The sequence below is a fragment of the Streptomyces sp. NRRL F-5126 genome (assembly GCF_000721265.1).
Taxonomy (GTDB): Bacteria; Actinomycetota; Actinomycetes; order Streptomycetales; family Streptomycetaceae; genus Streptomyces.
In genome coordinates this window covers 333,585-353,493 of sequence record NZ_JOFZ01000012.1, presented here as the reverse complement: position 1 = coordinate 353,493, position 19,909 = coordinate 333,585, and the positions used below count along the sequence as shown (strand labels likewise).

Annotated in this window: 18 protein-coding genes; 8 read left to right on the top strand and 10 right to left on the bottom strand. The window is 70.7% G+C overall.

Annotated elements, in window-relative coordinates:
- Window positions 1–660 precede the first annotated feature (660 nt).
- Both IH48_RS0126370 and IH48_RS0126365 read right to left on the bottom strand, forming a co-directional pair.
- Window positions 661–1,551 (bottom strand): TIGR01777 family oxidoreductase, encoded by an 891-nt coding sequence (locus IH48_RS0126370; protein ID WP_030909669.1) that lies wholly within the window; start codon window positions 1,549–1,551, stop codon window positions 661–663.
- Between the two features lie 78 nt (window positions 1,552–1,629).
- A complete protein-coding gene (locus IH48_RS0126365; protein ID WP_030909666.1) occupies window positions 1,630–2,163 on the bottom strand; it encodes a DUF4240 domain-containing protein in 534 nt (177 codons plus the stop codon).
- A 148-nt stretch (window positions 2,164–2,311) separates the two neighbouring features.
- Here IH48_RS0126365 and IH48_RS0126360 point away from each other — a divergent pair, with 148 nt between their 5' ends.
- The gene (locus tag IH48_RS0126360) at window positions 2,312–3,274 is read left to right on the top strand and encodes an SDR family oxidoreductase (protein ID WP_030909663.1); all 963 of its coding nucleotides are present in this window, start codon (window positions 2,312–2,314) and stop codon (window positions 3,272–3,274) included.
- A 42-nt stretch (window positions 3,275–3,316) separates the two neighbouring features.
- Here the strand turns inward: IH48_RS0126360 and IH48_RS0126355 are convergent, their stop codons facing one another.
- Window positions 3,317–4,099, bottom strand: coding sequence for a dioxygenase (locus IH48_RS0126355; RefSeq protein WP_030909661.1), 783 nt, complete (start codon window positions 4,097–4,099; stop codon window positions 3,317–3,319).
- 148 nt (window positions 4,100–4,247) lie between these two features.
- Between IH48_RS0126355 and IH48_RS0126350 the strand changes: the two genes are divergently transcribed.
- Entirely contained in the window at window positions 4,248–4,922 is a 675-nt protein-coding gene (locus IH48_RS0126350; RefSeq protein ID WP_030909659.1) for a glyoxalase, read from the top strand.
- Between the two features lie 60 nt (window positions 4,923–4,982).
- Window positions 4,983–5,468 carry an iron chaperone gene (locus IH48_RS0126345; protein WP_030909657.1) on the top strand — a complete coding sequence of 162 codons (486 nt, stop codon included), beginning with the start codon at window positions 4,983–4,985 and terminating at the stop codon, window positions 5,466–5,468.
- Between the two features lie 155 nt (window positions 5,469–5,623).
- Here the strand turns inward: IH48_RS0126345 and IH48_RS0126340 are convergent, their stop codons facing one another.
- The 3 genes from IH48_RS0126340 to IH48_RS0126330 form a co-directional block, all read right to left on the bottom strand.
- On the bottom strand, window positions 5,624–6,349 hold the full coding sequence (locus IH48_RS0126340; RefSeq protein WP_030909656.1) for a dienelactone hydrolase family protein: 726 nt from the start codon (window positions 6,347–6,349) through the stop codon (window positions 5,624–5,626).
- 114 nt (window positions 6,350–6,463) lie between these two features.
- On the bottom strand, window positions 6,464–7,174 hold the full coding sequence (locus tag IH48_RS0126335) for an IMP cyclohydrolase (RefSeq protein WP_107059374.1): 711 nt from the start codon (window positions 7,172–7,174) through the stop codon (window positions 6,464–6,466).
- Window positions 7,175–7,522: 348 nt separating this feature from the next.
- Window positions 7,523–8,425, bottom strand: a complete 903-nt coding sequence (locus IH48_RS0126330; RefSeq protein WP_030909652.1) for a dihydrodipicolinate synthase family protein — start codon at window positions 8,423–8,425, stop codon at window positions 7,523–7,525.
- A gap of 71 nt (window positions 8,426–8,496) precedes the next feature.
- Here IH48_RS0126330 and IH48_RS0126325 point away from each other — a divergent pair, with 71 nt between their 5' ends.
- A complete protein-coding gene (locus tag IH48_RS0126325) occupies window positions 8,497–9,393 on the top strand; it encodes a LysR family transcriptional regulator (protein ID WP_030909650.1) in 897 nt (298 codons plus the stop codon).
- 285 nt (window positions 9,394–9,678) lie between these two features.
- Here IH48_RS0126325 and IH48_RS36370 read toward each other — a convergent pair whose 3' ends face one another.
- Window positions 9,679–10,149, bottom strand: a complete 471-nt coding sequence (locus IH48_RS36370; RefSeq protein WP_037843271.1) for an ATP-binding protein — start codon at window positions 10,147–10,149, stop codon at window positions 9,679–9,681.
- 149 nt (window positions 10,150–10,298) lie between these two features.
- Between IH48_RS36370 and IH48_RS0126315 the strand changes: the two genes are divergently transcribed.
- Together IH48_RS0126315 and IH48_RS0126310 are read left to right on the top strand one after the other, a co-directional pair.
- Window positions 10,299–11,165 carry a DUF5753 domain-containing protein gene (locus tag IH48_RS0126315; RefSeq protein ID WP_030909647.1) on the top strand — a complete coding sequence of 289 codons (867 nt, stop codon included), beginning with the start codon at window positions 10,299–10,301 and terminating at the stop codon, window positions 11,163–11,165.
- On the top strand, window positions 11,162–11,383 hold the full coding sequence (locus IH48_RS0126310) for a DUF397 domain-containing protein (RefSeq protein ID WP_030909644.1): 222 nt from the start codon (window positions 11,162–11,164) through the stop codon (window positions 11,381–11,383). Before IH48_RS0126315 ends, IH48_RS0126310 begins: the two co-directional genes overlap by 4 nt.
- 117 nt (window positions 11,384–11,500) lie before the next feature.
- Here IH48_RS0126310 and IH48_RS37155 read toward each other — a convergent pair whose 3' ends face one another.
- The gene (locus tag IH48_RS37155; RefSeq protein ID WP_234434388.1) at window positions 11,501–13,033 is read right to left on the bottom strand and encodes a WYL domain-containing protein; all 1,533 of its coding nucleotides are present in this window, start codon (window positions 13,031–13,033) and stop codon (window positions 11,501–11,503) included.
- Between the two features lie 309 nt (window positions 13,034–13,342).
- On the opposite strand from IH48_RS37155, the gene IH48_RS0126295 reads away from it, so the two are divergent.
- Window positions 13,343–13,852, top strand: a complete 510-nt coding sequence (locus IH48_RS0126295; RefSeq protein WP_030909640.1) for a GNAT family N-acetyltransferase — start codon at window positions 13,343–13,345, stop codon at window positions 13,850–13,852.
- A gap of 209 nt (window positions 13,853–14,061) precedes the next feature.
- Window positions 14,062–16,005, top strand: coding sequence for a S9 family peptidase (locus IH48_RS0126290; RefSeq protein ID WP_030909637.1), 1,944 nt, complete (start codon window positions 14,062–14,064; stop codon window positions 16,003–16,005).
- Window positions 16,006–16,026: 21 nt separating this feature from the next.
- Here IH48_RS0126290 and IH48_RS0126285 read toward each other — a convergent pair whose 3' ends face one another.
- The gene (locus IH48_RS0126285) at window positions 16,027–17,019 is read right to left on the bottom strand and encodes a helix-turn-helix transcriptional regulator (RefSeq protein WP_030909634.1); all 993 of its coding nucleotides are present in this window, start codon (window positions 17,017–17,019) and stop codon (window positions 16,027–16,029) included.
- A 105-nt stretch (window positions 17,020–17,124) separates the two neighbouring features.
- Complete coding sequence (gene aceE / locus IH48_RS0126280) at window positions 17,125–19,794, bottom strand: pyruvate dehydrogenase (acetyl-transferring), homodimeric type (RefSeq protein ID WP_030909631.1); 2,670 nt, start codon at window positions 19,792–19,794, stop codon at window positions 17,125–17,127.
- Window positions 19,795–19,909 lie beyond the last annotated feature (115 nt).

Genomic DNA, 19,909 nt, shown 5'->3' with positions numbered 1-19,909 from the left:
TCGGCACGTCCGACCGGGCCCGAGGCGCCCCGAAGCTCCCCGGAACGGGCCGGTTCGTGGCGAGGCTAAGGGCGGTGGCGCGCGTTCCGTACGCGCACGGGACGGGAGCACCGTGGCACGGGCGGCGCGCACCGGCGCGGGCCGCGCGGCGGCGTACGCCCCCTGGCGCCGCCGCACCGCCCCCACCGGGCCGTCGGAGCCGCACGCTTGGGCCCCGGGCCTCTGTGCCGCTCCCGTGCCGGGCCTCTTGGGCCCCGGGCCTCAGGCCCGGGGCCCCGGCCGCTCCCGCGTGATCGTCGCGGACCTCGCGGGCACAGCCCGTTCCCGGACCCCGCCGTCCGCCGCAGCCCGGGAACGGGGGGCCGCTGACGCGGCGCGATCCCTGGCAGCGCTACGGCCCACTGCCCTGGCCGTGCCGGTCGGACGGTGCCCTCCCGCGGCGCCTTCGGCCCGGTGCCGTGCCGTTGCCGCGTGACGTGACCGTCCCCGGCCCGGGCGATCGCGGCCCGCCGGCGGCGCAGGCCCAGGCGCCGGGCCGGCGCCTGGGCCTGCGGGGACCGTGGCTGACCGCTCCGGCGCGCGGCGGACGGTCCCGGCGGCCCGCGGGGCCGCCACCCTGCCGCCCATGGCAGACGCGGCCCGCGGCGTACGCCGCCCGGCCTACGCCGACGCCGCTCGTACCGCCTCGTCCACCGTCGGGAACGCGAAGCCGAACCCCGAGTCCAGCAGCGCTCGCGGCACCACCCGCTGGCTGCCCAGCACGTCGCCCGACAGCTCGCCGAGCGCCAGCCGCAGCGCCGCCGCCGGGACCGGGAGCGGGGTGGGCCTGTGCAGGACCCGCCCCATCGCCGCCGTCACCTCGCGGTTCGTCACCGGCTCGGGGGCCGTCAGGTTGACCGGCCCCTCAAGCGTCTCCGTGTCGATCAGGTGCCGCAGCGCGGCGACGTGGTCGTGCAGCGCGATGAAGCTCCAGTACTGCCGGCCGTCGCCCATCCGCCCGCCGAGACCCGCCTTGAACAGCGGGAACAGCCGCCCCCACGCACCACCGCCGCGCGCCACCACCAGCCCGGTCCTCGGGAAGACCGTACGGATCCCGGCCTCCTGCGCCGCGGCCGCGGCGGCCTCCCAGTCCACGCACAGCGTGGGCAGGAACCCGTACCCGGGCGGCGCGCTCTCGTCCACCGCGCGGTCGCCCGTGTCGCCGTAGTAGCCGATGGCCGAGCCCGAGACGAGGACGCGCGGCCGCTCGTCCAGCGAGGCGACCGCCTCCGCGATCGCCGCCGTGCCGAGGAGGCGGCTGTCCCTGATCTCCTTCTTGTACGCCTCGGTCCAGCGCCTGTCGCCGATGCCCGCGCCGGCGAGGTGGACGACCGCGGCGCAGCCGCGCAGGCCGTTCGTGTCGACGTGCTGGCGCTGCGGGTCCCACCGCACCTCGTCGCGGGCCGCGGGCTCGCGCCGCACCAGCCGCACCACCTCGTGCCCGTCCGCGCGCAGGGACCGTACGAGTGCCGTACCGATGAGCCCGGTGGAACCGGTGACCGCGATCCTCATACGCCCATCCTGCCCCGATACCGCCGTCCTGCCCCCGGAGGAGGCCGTCACCGCCCCGCCCCGTCATGTCGTGTCGCGTCAGGCGCTGAACGAGTCCGCCCCGAACTGCTCCCACAGCCGCGGGAAGCGCGCCTCCAACACCCCCGGGTCGTCGATGTCGAACGCCGTGCCCTCGGGCTCACGCGGCGGCGCCGGGATCCCCAGGTCCGGTGCTACGGAGCCGGTGAGCTGCTCGTACGCCTCGTCCGCCGCGTACCCGAGGTCCTCGCCGTCCCCGTCCACCTCCTCGTCGAAGTCGTCGAGGAGGTCTGCGAGGCCGTCCGGGTCCTGGAGCGCCCCCTCGAACACCTCGCGCCCCTGGCCGATGAGCCAGCAGCGGAAGAAGTCGAACGCGTCGTCGCTCGCACCGTCGAGCAGGACGGCCGCGGCGCCCCACAGGTCCCACCGGTAGGCGCGGTTGTAGCGGGACTCGAAGTGCCGGGCGAAGTCGAGCACGGCGTCGGGATCGAGCCGCACCAGCCGCTCGACCAGCAGGTCCGCGTGGGCTTCCGGGTCGCCGTCCGCGGCCTCGCGCGTGCTGTCGACGATCTCCCAGAAGTCCGTCTCGTCCATCACGGAACCAAGCATCCTGCCTCGGCGCCCGGCACGCACGCGCGCGCGGTCGCGCGGCGAGTCGTTCGGACGTACACGACACACACGGACAGCGGCGGACGCCGGATACCTGACGTTATCTGTCGGGTATCTCTGGGACGGTCGGGTCATGGACACGGATACGGGCACGGATACGGGCACGCCGCACGCACGTGCGCTGAGGGGCCGGATCGCGCTGGTGGCGGGCGCCACCAGGGGCGCGGGCCGGCAGATGGCCCTCCAGCTGGGAGCGCTCGGCGCGACGGTGTACGTGACGGGACGCACGACACGCGAACAGGTCAGCGAGGTGGGCCGTACGACGGAAACGATCGAGCAGACGGCCGAGCTGGTCACGGCGGCGGGCGGCGAGGGCGTCGCCGTCCCGGCGGACCACCTGGACCCGGCGCAGGTGGACGCGGTGGTGGACCGCATCGGCGCGGACCACGGCAGGCTGGACGTCCTCGTCGACGACATCTGGGGCGGGGAGCACCTGATCGAGTTCGACACGAAGGCGTGGGAGCTGGACCTCGGCAAGACCCTGCGCATGCTCGACCTGGGCGTGCGTGCCCACCTCATCACCCTGCGCTGCGCGCTGCCGCTGCTCGTACGCAACCGGGGCGGGCTTGTCGTCGAGATCACGGACGGCACGCAGGAGTCGAGCGAGCCGTACCGCGGCAACCTCGCCTACGACCTGGTGAAGTACGCGCCGATCAGACTTGCGAAGAACCTCGGCCACGAGCTGGCGGAGGCGGGTTGCACGGCGGTGTCGCTGACGCCCGGCTTCCTGCGCTCGGAGTGGATGCTCGACCACTTCGGCGTGCGCGAGGACAACTGGCGCGACGCCATCGCCCGTGAACCGCACTTCGCGATCTCGGAGAGCCCGGTCTTCGTCGGCCGGGCCGTCGCGGCGCTGGCCGCCGACGAGGACCGGCACCGCTTCAACGGCCGCTCCCTGTCGAGCGGCGAACTGGCGAAGGTCTACCGCTTCACCGACGCCGACGGCAGCGCACCGGACGCCTGGCCGTACATCGCGGCGGCGACGTCGGGGGAGGGCGGCGAGGTGGACGCGGCGGACTACCGCAGGCCGCACTGACGTGAGGCGCGCGGCCATCCCGGACGGCCCGGTCGACGCTCCTCAGCCGAACTGGACGGACCGCTTGGCGAGCCCCATCCAGAACCCGTCGATGACGGTGCGCCGGCTGGCGAGTTCGGACTCGGCGGCCCCGAGCGTGACGAAGAGTGGCGCGAAGTGCTCGGTGCGCGGGTGGGCGAGCCGGCCGGCCGGGGAGGCGTGCTCGAAGTCGAGCAGGGCGTCGATGTCCTGCGCGTCCAGCGCCTGCCGGCCCCAGTCGTCGAACTCCGCCGACCAGCCGGGCACGCCGCCCCCGGTGTGGCGCAGCGCGGCCAGGTTGTGCGTGAAGAACCCGCTGCCGATGATCAGCACGCCCTCGTCCCGCAGCGGTGCCAGCTTCCGCCCGACCTCAAGCAGCCGCTCGGGTTCGAGGGTCGGCATCGAGAGTTGCAGCACCGGGATGTCGGCGGCGGGGAACATCTCCACGAGGGGCACGTAGGCCCCGTGGTCGAGCCCGCGCTCGGGAGCGTCCTGCACGGCCTGGCCCGGGACGCTCAGCAGCTTGCGCACGCTCTCGGCGAGCGCGGGCGCGCCCGGAGCCGGGTACGTCACCTGGTAGTAGTGCTCGGGGAACCCCCAGAAGTCGTACTCGAGTGGCACGCTCCTCGTCGCCCCGACGGCGGGCGGCGCGGCCTCCCAGTGCGCGGACACGACGAGGATCGCACGCGGCCTGGGCAACTCGGCGCTCCACGCCGCGAGCTGGTCCGGCCACTGCGGGTCGTCCGCGAGGGGCGGCGCGCCGTGCGAGAGGTAGAGCGCGGGCATGCGTTCAGGTGCCGTGGTCATCGAGAGCGCCTCCTTGGGCCATCACCCCTTGAATGTTCAACTATACAGCCGCGTCGTCCTTGGTCACGGGCTCCGCCCGTGCGACGTCCGGCCGTGGCCGGATCGAGCAGGAATCGAGAAGTCCCGCCGACGGGCAACTCATAGCGTGATGGCCATGGCAACCACCGCGTCGACCACGTCCATCGCATCCGTCACCCTGGAGGTGGCCGACCGCGAGGCCGCGCACCGCTTCTACACCGCCTTCGGAGTCGGCACGCGCATACGCCTGCTGGCGTCCGAGGCGCACTCCACCGGATTCCGCGGCTTCACCCTGGCGCTCACGGTGTCCCGGCCGGCCACCGTCGACAGCTTCCTCGGCGCTGCCGTGGACGCCGGCGCCACGGTGCTGAAGCCCGTCGCGAGGTCGCTGTGGGGCTACGGCGGCGTCGTCCGGGCCCCGGACGGGACGATCTGGAAGGTTGCGACCTCGGAGAAGAAGGACAACGGCCCGGCCACACGCGAGATCGACGAGATCGTCCTCCTGCTCGGCGTCGAGGATGTGAAGGCCACCAGACAGTTCTACGTCGGCCGGGGCCTGACCGTGGCCAGAAGCTTCGGCGGCAAGTACGCCGAGTTCGCCTCGTGCGAGTCCAGCCCCGTCAAGCTGGCGCTGTACAAGCGCCGAGGTCTGGCCAGGGACCTCGGCGTCGCCGCCGACGGCGCCGGCTCACACCGCGTCATCCTCGGCAGCACCGCCGGCCCCTTCACCGACCCGGACGGATTCGCCTGGGAAGCCGCCACATCGCTCACGCCCGCGCCGTCCACGGCGTCCGCACTGTCCTGACTCCCTTCCCCGACCTCCCGCCCCTGACCTCCCTCACCCGTGTACGAGAGGACATCTGCCATGCAGCACACGAAGTCGCCTGCCGGGAACTCCGGCACGGCCGCCGAGCAGTACGACGGATTCACCGCCGAGGAGCGGGCCGCGATGAAGGAGCACGCGCAGGACCAGAAGAAGGCGGCGGCGCGGCGCGGTTCGTCGCGCGCGGAGAAGGAGGCGGCGGCGGAGCGGGACGTGCTCGCGAAGATCGCCGAGATGCCGGAAGCGGACCGGGTGCTCGCCGAGCGGATCCACGCCATCATCAAGACCGCTGCTCCGGACCTCACGCCCAAACTCTGGTACGGGATGCCCGCCTACGCCAGAGACGGCAAGGTCCTCTGCCACTTCCAGAGCGCGCAGAAGTTCAAGTCGAGGTATGCCACGCTCGGCTTCAGCGACCAGGCGGCACTCGACGACGGTGCCATGTGGCCGGCCGCCTACGCCCTGAAGGAGCTGACCGCAGCCGACGAACAGCGCATCAGCGAGCTGGTCAAGAAGGCGGTGGGCTGACGCAGGCCGGGGTGGAACCGACCGCAAGCCCCCGCCGGAACACCGGCGCTCGACGTGTGCCCCGAGACGGTCGGGGGAACGCCCGGCTGCCAGCCTGCCCCGGCGTCGACGCGGCCGCCACGGCGGGGAGGAGCGAGTATCGGGAGCTGATCGGATCAGTCCGTGACGGGCAGGCACTCGACGAGCAGTGCGACGACGTCGCGCCAGGCTCGCTGTGCGTGGCGTGGATGGTAGCCGACGCCGGGTCGCACGGTGTGGTCGACCGGTGGATGGTGGAAGGCGTGCAGGGCTCCTCCGTAGACCACGAGGCGCCAGTCGACGCCCGCAGCCTCCATCTCCGCGGTGAACGCGTCCCGTTGGGCGGGCGGCATGATCGGGTCTTGCGACCCGACCCCGGCCCACACTGGGCAGCGGATGTGTGCCGCCTCGCCCGGTCGGCCCGTGGTCAGTGCGTTGACTGTCCCAATCGCGCGCAGATCGACACCGTCGCGACCGAGCTCCAGTGCGACTGCGCCCCCGGTGCCGTAGCCGATGGCGGCGGTACGGCGGGGATCGGCCCGTGGTTCGGCGCGCAACACGTCGAGCGCTGCGTGGCCGATGCCCCGCATCCTGTCGGGGTCGGCGAGCAGCGGCATGCAACGGGCCAACATTTCCTTGGGGTCGCCCAAGTAGCGTCCACCGTGGAGGTCGAAGGCCAGCGCCACGTATCCCAGCTCGGCGAGAGCCTCGGCCCGGCGGCGCTCGACATCGCTGAGGCCCATCCCCTCGGGTCCGATCAGGACCGCGGGCCGGCGCTCGTCACCGGCGGGGAGCGCGAGGTGCCCGATCATCGTCAGGTTGTCGGCCGGGTATTCGACCGTACGGGTTGTGACCGTCGTCATACGACTGGACGGTAATGACCGTCGTGCCCGCTCGGGGTGATGTTCACGGATGGCAGACAGCAGTCTGTTCCGACTGCAACACCCGAACGCGTCGCCCCCTGCTGGCAAACGATGTCAGCTCTGAGCCGGCGCCGCTTGCCGAACGTCGGCCTCCGCGAGGCCACCGGGCGAGAAGATCGCGGCGGCGATCCGAAGCTGAGCCGGTAGGGAGGCCCACAGCTCGTCGAGAAGACCGCTGCGATTTCCGGCGGTGATGCTGACCTCGGTCAACGGGTCACCGGTCGTGATCTCGCTCCCGTCCGAGCGGTACGTAGTCATGAGAACCCCCTCGCCGGGCTCCAGGCCGCTGACCTCCAACGTCAACCGGTTTGTAGCCGTGCGTCCCCCGCGGCTGCGCCGCGCGGCACCGAACCAGGCTCGCCCACCGACCCGGCCGTCGGCGACCACGGTCAGGCGAGGAGTGAAGATCGGCGGGTCCGGTTCGTAGTCCAGGCCGCCCAGGGCCAGGGCGGGAAGCTCTCCGGAGCCGAGCCGGTCGGCGACTGTGGCGACCTGTTCGCCGTTGCCGAAGACCAGCCACTGGCCGCTCTGGCGGGCGGCGACGTAGTGACGCAGGTGGTCGTGTGCGCTCGATTCCGATGGGGCGACAAGCAGTGTCCCCTCCGGAGTGCGCTGCAGAGCGCGGTCCTTGGAGGCAGGACTCCGCCCGGTGAGGAAGTACCCGCCAAGCGTCTCGCCGTCGCCGGTTCGGCACCACAGCACCCCGCGTCCGGGGTAGTGGTTGTCCGCCAGTGTGTTGTTCAACCCGTTCACCGAGCTCAGCATCCCTCCGATTGCATGGCGTCCCCGCATCGTGCGAGGCCGTCGACGCTATCCAAGCGAATCTGGACGCGAGGGCCTTCACGGGGCTGCCATCGGGCCCTCTACGGCCACTCGTTGATCGCCGCGACCACTACGGTCGTCTCGTAGTGGGCGGAGAGCTTGTCATACCTCGTGACTACCGCGCGGTGTCTCTTCAAACGATCGTGCCGGCACTCGACTGCCTGGCGTTCCGGTAGTCAGCCAGATAGAAGTAGCGGCAGGCCAAGGTCCTTCGGGGTCCGCGAGTGCAGTAGACCGCTCCTTGTCCTCCGACGCCTGGTCGGACTTCCTCGCCGCGGTCAAGTGGGACGCCTACGGGAGGATCACGCCCATCTCCTCCAGTGCCTCACCCACCGACGCGCGTCGTGCTTTCAGCAGCGGGAGGCGTACATCGGGGGTAGGGATGCGGCCCTGGGCCTGCAGGACGCCCTTGATCACGGCCGGATTGGGGTCTCGAAGCGTGGCCGCAGAGAGACGGGCCAGGGCAGGGCCCAGTTCGCGGGCTCGCTTGTGGTCGCCGTTGTGCCAGGCTGTGACCAGTTCCGTGAAGCGTGCGGTAGCCAGGTGCGCGGAGGCGAGGACGCCACCTGCCGCGCCCAGTGCGAGCAGCGGGGCCAACAGCACATCGTCGCCGGCCAGGACGGCCAAATCCGGCGGCAGGTCGCCGAGCAGGTCCACGGTCTCCTGGTCCACGCGGCCTGTGGCCAGCTTGATGCCCCGGACGTTCGGGTGTTCACCGACGGCGCGCAGTGTTGCCGCGTCGAGCGGCTGCGCAGTGCGGTAGGGGACGTGATAGACGATCAGTGGAATGGGGCTGTGTTCCGCGAGGTGGGCGAAGTGCGCCACCACGCCCGCCGCCCCGGGGCGGCTGAACGCCGGCACGGGAACCAGCGCGGCCGTGGTCTCAGGCCACATCTTCCCGAGTTCCTTCAGAGCCCGCGCCGTCGCCCGGGTGTCGCTGCCGCCCAGGCCGATCGTCAGCGGTGCGCCGCGTTCCCGGCAGACCCGGGCGCAGATCCCCACGACCACGGTCTTCTCCTCCTTGTCCAGCATGGCCGCTTCCGCGGTCGTGCCGAGCGCGACGATGCCGTTGGCGCCCTCGTCGAGCACCGTGTGGGCGAGGGCTTCGAGGGCGTTCTCGGCGATGCTGCCGTCCGCCGTGAACGGCGTGATCAGGGGTACATGAATGCCGTGCGGGAAGGCCAGCTGCGTCATAGGACCAGCGTGGCCCGCTAGGATCGTGCAGGTCCAGTTCACGTTTCCGATTCTGACCGTAAGCTGGACTGATGCTCGATGCACGTCGCCTGCGCCTGCTGCGGGAACTGTCACTGCGCGGCACCATTGCCGCAGTCGCTCAGGGGCTGGCGTTCACGCCCTCGGCGGTCTCCCAGCAGCTCAGTGCGTTGGAGCGCGAAGCGGGAGTGCCGCTGCTGGAGCGCACGGGTCGGCAGGTCGCTCTCACGCCGGCCGCGCAGAACCTCGTACGCCACGCAGAGGTGGTTCTGGAACGTCTGGAAATGGCTGCCGCCGATCTCGCGGACGCACGACATGGTCTGTCAGGACCGCTGCGCATCGGCGCTTTCCCCACTGCCACGCGCACGATCGTCCCGTCCGCGTTGGTCGCGCTCGCGCGTGAGCACCCGGGCCTGGAACCGAGAGTGCGGGAGATCGACCCGGCCGCCGTCGCCGACGCCCTGCGCGGTGGCGACCTCGACCTGGCGCTCGTGCACGAGTACGACTTCGTTCCTTCCATGCCCGAACCGGGGCTGGAGACCGTCCCGCTCTTCACGGAGCCCATGTATCTCGCCTCAACACACCTACCCGAGGCGCCCGATGACATCCCGCTGCTCGCGCGCTTCGGCGGCGTGCCCTGGATCACCGCTACCCCCGGCACGCTCTGCCACGCCATGACCCTCGGAGCATGCCGGGCCGCTGGCTTCATACCCCAAGTCCGACATCAAGTAGACGAGTTCACCACGGTTCTCGCGCTCGTCGCCCTCGGCCAGGGCGTGGCCGTCGTCCCGCACATGGGTGCGGTCGACCCTCCCCGCGAGGTCTCGCTGACCCGCCTCCCGCTAGGCCGCCGCACCCTCGTCGCCCACCGCCGCGGCGCCGCCCGCCACCCGGCCGTCGTCGCCGTTGTTTCCGCCCTCCGTGCCGCTGCTCCGCCGCTGCCCGCATGAGGTCGCAGTTGACCTCTCGCTGTCCCACGCTCAGAATCCCGTACAAGGTGTCCCACGGCCGCTGATGCGCTGCATCCCGCACCGACGCCACCAGCTGGACCAAACGGCTAGCGCTCGGCAGCAGCACAAGGCGCTCGCGCAGCGGGCCCGCCACCGTGTCGAACAACGCCTTCGGCCCGTCTCCCGTCGTTCACGCCCGGGCGTTCGGCCAGGCCGGCAACTCTTCGCGGACCTCGGCGAAGTCGTGCCAGCCGCGAACTGTCGGCGGCTCAACAGCGGATCGGCTCAGGCCATAACCTCTCCCGTAGCGGGAATCCGGCAGCGCACTTGTTTGCCGACCGGCGTGCCCGCGACCCTCCATCCCGGAGCAAGTAGATCGATCAGCGGGAGTCCGCGCCCTGACTCCGCCTCGGGATCGTCCAGCCGTACGCTGCCACGCACGGGCATCGCGAGCCGGTACGGGTCGTGCAGCCTGAGCCGTACGCCTCGTTCCGTGCCGCCGCTGTGCCGCTGTGGTGGTTCGACCGCCACCTCGGCGACGAGTGGCACGAAGTCGCCACAGGCGCGGACCGCGTTGCCGAACAGCTCTGACATCACCAACTGCACAGCGCAAGACTGCCCTTCGGCCACTCCGGCGTCGGCGAGCGTCTTGTCGATGAGGGCGCGGGTGGCATGCAGGTGGTCGGCTGTGGCCGAGAGGTGGAGGACGAAGCCGGTGGGGGTGGAGGTGTGGTACCAGCCGAGGGAGTGAGGCATGGAGGACTCCTGTGTCGGGCGAACTCTGCTCGCTCTGAGCTGACTTGAGGGTGTACCTGTTCTCCCTTGAATCGCAACCTTTCTACCCTAATGAGTGACGGTTCCCCTTTGTGCCCGTCCCGGCGCCCCTTGAATGGCAGCATGTCTGCATGCCCAACGCCCCATTGGCCCCCACCGTCAGGCGCCGCCGCCTTGGAGGAGCTCTGCGCAGGCTCCGCAACGAGGCCGGCCTGAGCTTGGACCGTGCCGCCTCCGCGATGGGGTGGCAGAGCCCGAAGATGTCAAAGATCGAAAATGCGGTACAGGCAATCCGACCCACCGACCTGGACAAACTGCTCACGGTTTACGAGGTGAACGACAGCCAGGTCCGCAGCGCCTTGGAGCAGCTCAGGAACGACGCCGCGAAGAAGGGCTGGTGGCAGGCGTACGCACAGGTTGTCAGCCCTCTGTACGCGGACTACATCTCACTGGAGACGGACGCCGAAGTAGTGTGCTCCTGGTCGCCGCTCCTGGTTCCCGGACTGCTGCAGAGCGCCGCCTACGCGCGCGAGACGATCGCCGGGATCACCACCACTCGGAGTGCCGAAGAGGTCACAGCGCTCGCAGAGGTGCGCATGGCACGCCAGTCCGTGCTCAGTCGGCCCGGCACCCCTCTGGAGTTCTGGGCGATCATTCATGAAGCAGCCCTGCATCTGAGGTTCGCGAGTCGGCCCCGCACCATGCACGAACAGTTGCGCAGACTGCGCGAGACCGCAGAACTGCCCAACGTCACGGTGCAACTTATGCCGCTCAGCGCAACTCCTCATCCAGGACTTGAGGGCGGCTTCTCCCTCACCAAATTCCGGGCACCGTTGCCGAGCGTCGTCCTCTTGGAGAACCCAGGGGGAGCCACGTACGTTGAAGGCGAAGACGCGGTCCCCTTCGAGCGGGCGTACGAGCGCATTCGCGCCACTGCTTTGCCCGTTGAGGACTCACTCGTACGCATCGCCGAGCTGGAAGAAGGCTTCCGGAAGTGACCGACCGCAGGACTGAGCTGTACGAACACGACCTCAGTGGCGCCGTCTGGCACAAGGCGACAGCCAGCGGAGCCGAGAACGACTGCGTCGAGGTCGCCGAACTGCCGCACGGCGCACGGGCCGTACGTGACTCGAAGAACACGGACCGGGAACCGCTGCGGTTCACCGCTTCGGAGTGGGCCGCGTTCCAGGAGGGTGTGATCGCGGGCGAGCTGTGAGCTCGTAGGGCGGAAACGGCTGCGGCCCATGAGCGGGAATACTTCATGCGTCACGTTCACGGTTCAGGTCTGATCGATCAATGAACTGGGTCAGCCGTGGATCGGACAGCCCCGCGTTCAGGTCCACCGGACGCGAAATCTGGTGGGTAGCAGTCTGAGGCGGTCCAGTGCGGCGGCGAGTTCAGGGGCTGAGGTCTCAATGCGGTCGCCATCGACCAGCGGAGCAGAGCTGTAGATCTTGCGCAGCGCGTAGTCCCAGGATGACGGGTCATCGGGCGCCCCGCCGGAAACGACCCTCAGCCGATGCGGTTCGTACCGCAGCATGGTGCCCTCGGCACGTGTGGCTTCGAGAGAGTCGAACGCGGACCACAGCTGTGGATCAGTCATCCGTGCGAGCCGGTATGGATCGGCTGCCCCGCTGTCGAGCAGTCGGCGGACCAGGCGCCGCGCCACGGAGACTGGGCCTACGTTGTCCCAGGAGGTGTGCAGTCGTGCCTCTGCGCAGACGAGGTCGACAAGCGTTCCGGCCGTTTCGCGATCGGTTGAGAGCACTGCGTCCTGGAGGTCGAGCCGATCCAGCAGAGCGACTGGATCGGCGTCGAGTCGACCAGCAGCCCGCCCGCTGCGGACGTAGGAGTCAAGGTGGTCGAGGTTGAGCAGGTCGGGGTGGCTGCTCAACGGGGAGGCAGACCCATTACCCATGGCGGCTACGACCGCCTCAGCGCTGATGCCGTTGCTTGCGAGTACAGCGCGGAGCGGGTCGGCCTGGAGGAGGTCGGTGCCGATGGAGTGGTGATCGAGGTCGGCGACGCCTTCGAAAGTGTGGCTGAGTGGCAGATGGCCGATGTCATGCACCAGCGCGGCCACACGCAGCACCTGGTCGGTGGGGCGGAAATGCGAGGCCAGGGACAGAACGCCCAGACTGTGCTCAAGCCTTGAATACGACTGCAGGGTAGTGATCGTTGAGGCCCCACCGTGCGCTATGAAGTGCAGGCGCCGCAGCGGCTCGCTGCGCAGCAGATCGACTTCCACCGGGCTGAGATGGACGGAGATGCGCCAGAGTGGATCGGTGAACACCTCGCACAGGCCGACCACGTTGGTCGAAACAGGCGCTGCGGCGGCTGGTCCGCGGCCTTCCGCCAAGAGTTGATCATTCTGGCTGTTCACCGGGGCACTGTAGTCCGCCGGTCCTGGCCACGCAGGTGAGATTGTCCGTGCCTGCTCCTGCTGGCCGATCCCAGAGACAGGACGGGTACGGCGTGCGTGCTGCTGCCCCGAGGTGGGCCCGGCACGGGGCACGCGGGCCGTCCCGCCAGCGTCGGCGCCGCCTCCGCGAACCGCGCTCGCAGGGGACCCGGGTGCCAAGACCTCCGCCTCCACGGCAAGCCCCAGCAGTTGGCCGACCGCGACGTTCTCCGACTGCATCGCCAGCGTGACCGTGAGCCTGCCCTCCGCGTCCTGCGCCGGGGTCGCCGCGAGCGCCTCCTCGGCTGCCACCCTGTCCGTCATGTGCGGGAGGCGCGCCGCGCCCGCCTTCGTCAGGCGCAGCGTCACCTCGTAGCGCAGCAGCGAGCGCGCGAACTCCGCCGATCGCTCCTGCCAGAACGGTTCGAGTTCGAACTCCGGGTCCCTGCGGAAACGCTCCTCCAACAGGACGGTGTTTTCGTGAGCCGCTCGGCACGGGCCGATCGGTACTGGAGCGCGCTGCGGTGAGCCGGGTTCGGGACCCGGACGGGATCATTGCGATGATACGGTGTCCGGCGTTCGTGTCCGATCCAGATCGAGAAAGTCGGGAGGTGAGGTTGATGACCGCGCTCAAGGCCACTGCCATGTGCTCCGCCCGGACCACCCTCACGTCCCGGGCCGCGGCCTGACCTCATCCGGATCCGCCTCGCTGGGAGCGTGAGCTCGCGAGGCAATATCGACACGAACCAGCCATGGAACGGATCACCATCCATCGTGAGCATCAACTGGATCACGCGCGCTGAGACCAGCGCCGACATCTCCACCATCCGCGACATCACCCTCGCCGCGTTCGACACTCCGTTGGAGGCCGACCTCATCGACGCCCTGCGCGCCGACCCCTCGTGGGTCAACGGGCTGTCCATCGTCGCCACCGACCACGACGGCAGGCTCATCGGCCACGCGCTGCTGACCCGCTGCCACATCGGCGACACGCCGGCCCTGTGCCTGGGCCCCGTCGCCGTCCTGCCCGAGTACCAGAAGACCGGCGCAGGATCCGCGGCTGTCCGCGCCTCGTTGCGGGCTGCCAAGGAGCTGGGCGAGCACTTCGTCACCGTCCTCGGACACCCGGCGTACTACCCGCGGTTCGGCTTCACCCGCGCCTCCCAGCACGGCATCGGGCTCAGCATCGACGTCCCGGACGAGGCCATGATGGCCCTCACCCTCGACGCGGGCCACCCGCTGCCAAGCGGCACGGTTCACTACGCCGCACCGTTCGGCATCTAGTCAAGGCCCGTCGTGCCGGGGCCCCATCGAGCCCCGGCACGGCGGTTCTCGACTGCTCCTCGCACAGCGGGCCAGGTCGAGTGCGGACCCGCCAGGCGGGGCGGGCCCGGGTCTCGGCCGACGGAGATCCGGTATTCACCGGACAGGCGGCACGCCGAAGGCACAGGATGCGCGGGTATCCCTGGTCACGGAATGGGTGGGCGTTGCGGATGAGTGAAGACGTACCGGAGTTGACTGCCGAGCTCCTCGTGGACAGCGCGAAGCCGCGATCCCCGGTGATCTCCCCGGACGGCGTCTGGGTCGCCTACGTGGTGGCCTTACCCGGTCGGGGTCCGCACCCGGCACGTTCACTGTGGGTCGCCGCCGCTGATGGCGCCTCGTCTCCCCGGGAACTGGCCGGGATTACCGCGTGCGAGGGCGTGCCCAGGTGGGCGCCGGACTCGGCGTCGCTCTTCTTCCGGTCGGAGGGGCAGCTGCACCGCGTCGGGCTCGACGGTAGCCAGTGCGAGACCCTGACCGCCTGGCGGGGCGGGATCGTGGACCACTGGCCGCTCGCCGACGGCGGGACGGTCGCCGTGATCGCCGCCGACGAGCCGAGCGAGCGGGACGAGCGCCGGGAGGCCGAGGGCGACGACGCGATCGTATGGGGAGCAGGGGCTGTCCCTGTCCGGTTGCGCCTCCTGCACCTGGGCACGCGTGAGCTGTGTGTGATCGCGGCGCTCGGCGACAGGCACATCATTGACGTGGTCCAGCGACCGGACGGTGGCAGCCTGGCGGTCATCAGCTGGTCCTGCCCGGAGTTCGATCCCGGCACGTTCACCGCCGAGTTGCACGTGGTCGACCCCGCCACGGGAGCGTTTCTCGATCTGGGGCAGGTGGAGCTCGGGGCCTGCTCGCCGATCTGGTGGAGGGCCCGCGATGCCTGGCGGGTGGCTTACCTGGCGATGACCCCGCCTGGCCTGGTCGGCGGGCTCGCCGTTTTCGACGTCGCCGTGCCCGAGCCGGGCGCCGCTGCGGGGAAGCGGGAGCACCGCAACCTGACCGCGGGCATGGACGTCTGCCCGGCCGAGCTGGTGCAGGTCGGGAACGGGATGCCGTTGGCGCTGTTCGCCGACGGACTCGACACCGCCATCTACCGGCTCGACCCCGAGGTGCCGTGCTTCCGGCGTGTGTCCACGCGGGACGGCCGCGTCGACTCACTCACAGCCGACGGCTCGGGTGAGGCGGTCGCCGCGCTGGCGAGCACGGCCTACGAGCCGGGAGAAGTGCACTGCGGGCCTCCCGGCGGCCGGCTGGTCCGGCTCAGCGACACCAGGCCGGATCTGCGCCGGATCAGGTGGGGCAGCCAGGAGCGCCTCGCCTACAAGGCCGGCGACGGCCTGGACCTGGACGGGCTGCTGATCCTGCCGCCCGGCACGCGCCGGCAGGACGGCCCGTTCCCGCTCATCACCCTGGTGCACGGCGGCCCCTACGACCGGTACTGCGACGACCTGAACACCACCTGGTTCGCCCCGCAGTGGCTTGCGACCGCGGGATACGCGGTCTTCCTGCCCAATCCGCGGGGCGGTCAGGGACACGGCCACGCGTTCGCGGCGGCGGTCGCGGGCAGGGTCGGCCTTGAGGAATGGACCGACATCCTCACCGGGATCGACCTGCTGATCGCCGACGGGGTCGCCGACCCGGACCGGCTCGGGATCGACGGCTGGAGCCATGGCGGGTTCATGGCCGCGTGGGCGGTGGGGCAGACCGACCGCTTCAAGGCCGCGCTGATGGGCGCCGGGATCAGCGACTGGGGCATGCAAGCGGCCACCGGCGAGGAGGGGGTCCTGGAATCCGGACTCGGCGGCAGTATCGGCTGGGAGGGCCCGGGCCCGCACGTCCACGACCGGCTCAGCCCGGTGTCGTTCGCGTCGAAGGTCTCCACTCCGGTGCTGATCCTGCACGGCGAGGAGGACACGAACGTGCCACTCGGCCAGGCAACGTTCTTCCACCGTGCGCTGTGCCGATTCGGCGTCGAGCACGAGTTCGTCGTCTACCCCCGCGAGGGGCACCTGATCATGGAGCGCAACCACCGGATCGACGTCCTCCGGCGCACCCGCGCGTGGTTCGGCCGATGGCTCGGTGACCCTGCGCCGGGCAGCGACTGCGTCTGACCCGGCAGACCCGCGCCGGCTCTAGCCGTACAGCCCCGTCAGGGCGCGCGCCGCCTCCGCGAAGCGCGCCCGCAGGGCATCCGGTGCCAGGACCTCCGCCTCCGCCGCGAGGCCCAGTAGCTGGCCGAACGCGACGTCCTCCGACTCCATCGCCAGCGTGACCGTGAGCCTGCCCTCCGCGTCCTGCGCCGGGGTCGCCGCGAGCGACTCCTCGGCCGACGCCCTGTCCGTCACGTGCGGAAGGCGGGCCGCCCCCGCCTTCGTCAGGCGCAGCGTCACCTCGTAGCGCAGCAGCGAGCGCGCGAACTCCGCCGACCGCTCCTGCCAGAACGGCGCCAGCTCGAAATCCGGGTCTCTGCGGAAACGTTCCTCCAGGAGGGCGGCCGAGACGAAGCGGTCGATCCTGTAGACGCGGAACTTCGCGTCGCCGCCGCTGCCCGTCGCCGCCGCGCACGCGTACCAGACCCCTGCCTTCAGGACCAGGCCGTACGGTGCGAGCTCCCGCTCCGCCGCCGGGGTGTCGCCGCCGCCCGGGCGGGCGTACACCGCCGAGATCAGCCGGTCGGCCCACACCGCCTCCGCCAGTACCGGCAGCAGCTCCGGCGTCTGCGGCTCCCGGTACCAGCCGGGCGCGTCCAGGTGGAACCGGCGTGCGACCGCCTCCGGGGTGTCGCGCAGCGACGGCATCAGCGCCGCCGCGACCTTGAGCCGCGCCGCCGACGCCGCGTCCGCGAGGCCCAGCTCGCGCAGCGCGCCCGGCACGCCCGAGAGGAACAGCGCCTCCGCCTCGCCGCGCGCGAGGCCCGTCAGGCCCGTGCGGTAGCCGCCGACCAGCCGGTACCCGCCGCTCCTGCCCCTGTCCGCGTAGACCGGGACACCCGCCTCCGACAGCGCCTGCGCGTCGCGCGTGATCGTCCGCTCGGAGACGTCGAGCTCCCCGGCCAGCTGGGCGGCGGTCATCAAGGGTCTGGACTGGAGCAGGAGCACCATCTTGATCAGGCGGGCAGCGCGCATGAACCCATCATGCAGTGCACACGTACCCTCACGTACAGGAATCCCTGTCGAGGAACTGTGCACACTCCGTGCGCAGTTCCCCGGCAGGGATTCCGATCAGCCGGGTCAGAGACCGTAGCGCTCGCGGGCCTCCGCCACGCGCTGCGGCTTCACCTCGCCGCGCCGCGCGAGCTGCGCGAGCGCCGCCACGACGACCGACTGCGGGTCGACGCCGAAGTGCCTGCGGGCCGCGTCACGCGTGTCGGAGAGGCCGAAGCCGTCCGTGCCGAGCGACGACCAGTCCTGCTCGACCCACTGGCTGATCTGGTCCGGCACCTGCCGCATCCAGTCGCTGACCGCGAGCACCGGGCCCTGCGCACCCGACAGGGCGCGCGTGACGTACGGCACGCGCTCCTCGCCGCGCAGCAGCGCCTCGTCGGCCTCCAGCGCGTCGCGCCGCAGCTCCGTCCAGGACGGCGCCGACCACACGTCGGCCGATACGCCCCACTCGTCGGCGAGGATCTTCTGCGCGTCGAGCACCCAGTGGATCGCCGTGCCGGAGGCCATCAGCTGGATCTTCGGCGCCTCGGCGGCCGTCAGGTCGGCCGCACGGTAGCGGTACAGGCCCTTGAGCACGGACTCCTCGTCGACGCCCTCGGGCATCGCCGGCTGCACCTTCGGCTCGTTGTAGACCGTCAGGTAGTAGAAGACGTTCTCGGCCTCGGGGCCGTACATCCGCCGCAGGCCCTCCTTGACGATGACCGCGACCTCGAAGGCGAACGCCGGGTCGTAAGCGACCACCGCCGGGTTGGTGGAGGCGATCAGGTGCGAGTGGCCGTCCGCGTGCTGCAGGCCCTCGCCCGTCATCGTCGTCTTGCCCGCCGTCGCGCCGACGACGAAGCCGCGGCCCAGCTGGTCGGCGAGCGCCCAGAACTGGTCGCCCGTGCGCTGGAAGCCGAACATCGAGTAGAAGATGTAGAACGGGATCATCGGCTCGCCGTGCGTCGCGTACGACGTGGCGGCGGCGGTGAAGTCCGCGAGCGACCCGGCCTCGGTGATGCCCTCGTTGAGGATCTGGCCGTTCTTCGCCTCCCTGTAGTACAGGAGCTGGTCGCGGTCGACCGGGTCGTACGTCTGGCCCTTCGGCGAGTACAGGCCCGCCGAGGGGAACAGCGACTCCATACCGAACGTGCGGGCCTCGTCGGGGACGACGGGGACCCAGCGCTTGCCGGTCTCCTTGTCCCGCATGAGGTCCTTGACCAGGCGGACGAACGCCATGGTGGTGGCGATCTCCTGCGTGCCGGAGCCCTTCTTCAGCGAGTCGAACGGCTTCTCGGCCGGCGCGGGCAGCGGTTTGGCCGCGACCTTGCGTGCCGGGGCGAGGCCGCCGAGCGCGGCGCGCCGCTCGCGCAGGTACTGGACCTCGGGCGAGTCCTCGCCGGGGTGCCAGTACGGCACGAGGTCGCCGGTCAGGGCGGAGTCGGGGATCGGCAGTTCGAGCAGGTCGCGCATGGTGCGGAACTCGGCGCCCGAGAGCTTCTTCATCTGGTGGTTCGCGTTGCGCGACTCGAAGCCGGAGCCGAGCGTGTGGCCCTTGATCGTCTGGGCCAGGATGACCGTCGGCGCGCCCTTGTGCTCGATCGCCGCCTTGTACGCCGCGTACACCTTGCGGGGCTCGTGGCCGCCGCGCGAGTTCTGGAACAGTTCCAGCAGCTTGGCGTCGCTCAGGCCCTGCGCGATGCGGCGCAGCGACTCGTCGGCGAAGAAGTGCTCGCGGATGTAGGCGGCGTCGCGCGTCGCGTACGTCTGGAACTGGGCGTCCGGGGTCTCGCCGAGGCGGCGCACGAGCGAGCCGTCGGCGTCCTGTGCGAGCACGGAGTCCCACGCCTGGCCCCAGAGGGTCTTGATGACGTTCCAGCCGGCGCCGCGGAACTGGGCCTCAAGCTCGCTCACGATCTTGAAGTTCGGGCGGACCGGGCCGTCGAGGCGCTGCAGGTTGCAGTTGATGACGAACGTCAGGTTGTCCAGGCCCTCGCGGGAGGCGAGCGCGAGGGACGCCGTCGACTCGGGCTCGTCCATCTCGCCGTCGCCGAGGAACGCCCAGACGTGCGAGTTCGAGGTGTCCTTGATGCCGCGGTCGTTCAGGTAGCGGTTGAACCGCGCCTGGTAGATCGCGGAGATCGGGCCGATGCCCATGGAGACGGTCGGGAACTCCCACAGCCAGGGCAGCCGGCGCGGGTGCGGGTAGGAGGGGAGGCCGTCGCCGCCCGCCTCCTGGCGGAAGCGGTCGAGCTGCTCGGCGCTCAGGCGGCCGTCGAGGAAGGCACGGGCGTAGATGCCGGGGGAGGCGTGGCCCTGAAGGTAGAGCTGGTCGCCGCTGCCGTCGCCGTCCTTGCCGCGGAAGAAGTGCTCGAAGCCGGTCTCGTACAGCCACGCCACCGAGGCGTACGTGGCGATGTGGCCGCCGAGGCCCAGCTTGGAGCCGCGGGTGACCATGGCAGCCGCGTTCCAGCGGTTCCAGGCGGTGATACGGGACTCCATCGCCTCGTCACCGGGGAACTCCGGCTCGGCGGCGGTGGGGATGGTGTTGACGTAGTCGCTCTCCAGGAGCCCGGGCAGCGACACCCCGGAGGCACCGGCGTGCTCGAGTGTCCTGCGCAGCAGGTAGGCCGCACGGTGGGGGCCCGCATGCTCGGTGACGGCGTCGATGGAGGCCGCCCATTCTGCGGTCTCCTCGGCGTCACGGTCCGGGAGCTGGTCGAGCTCGCTCGGAAGCTTGCCTACGGGGTCGGGCATGGTCGCCGCCTTCCAAACACAGGAGGGGGTGGAGATAGGGGCCTTGTCTGGCAGGACAGGGCGGTGGGCTGTGGTTCAGCCACCTTCCACTGTAAATCGCTGATCGATGATCGAT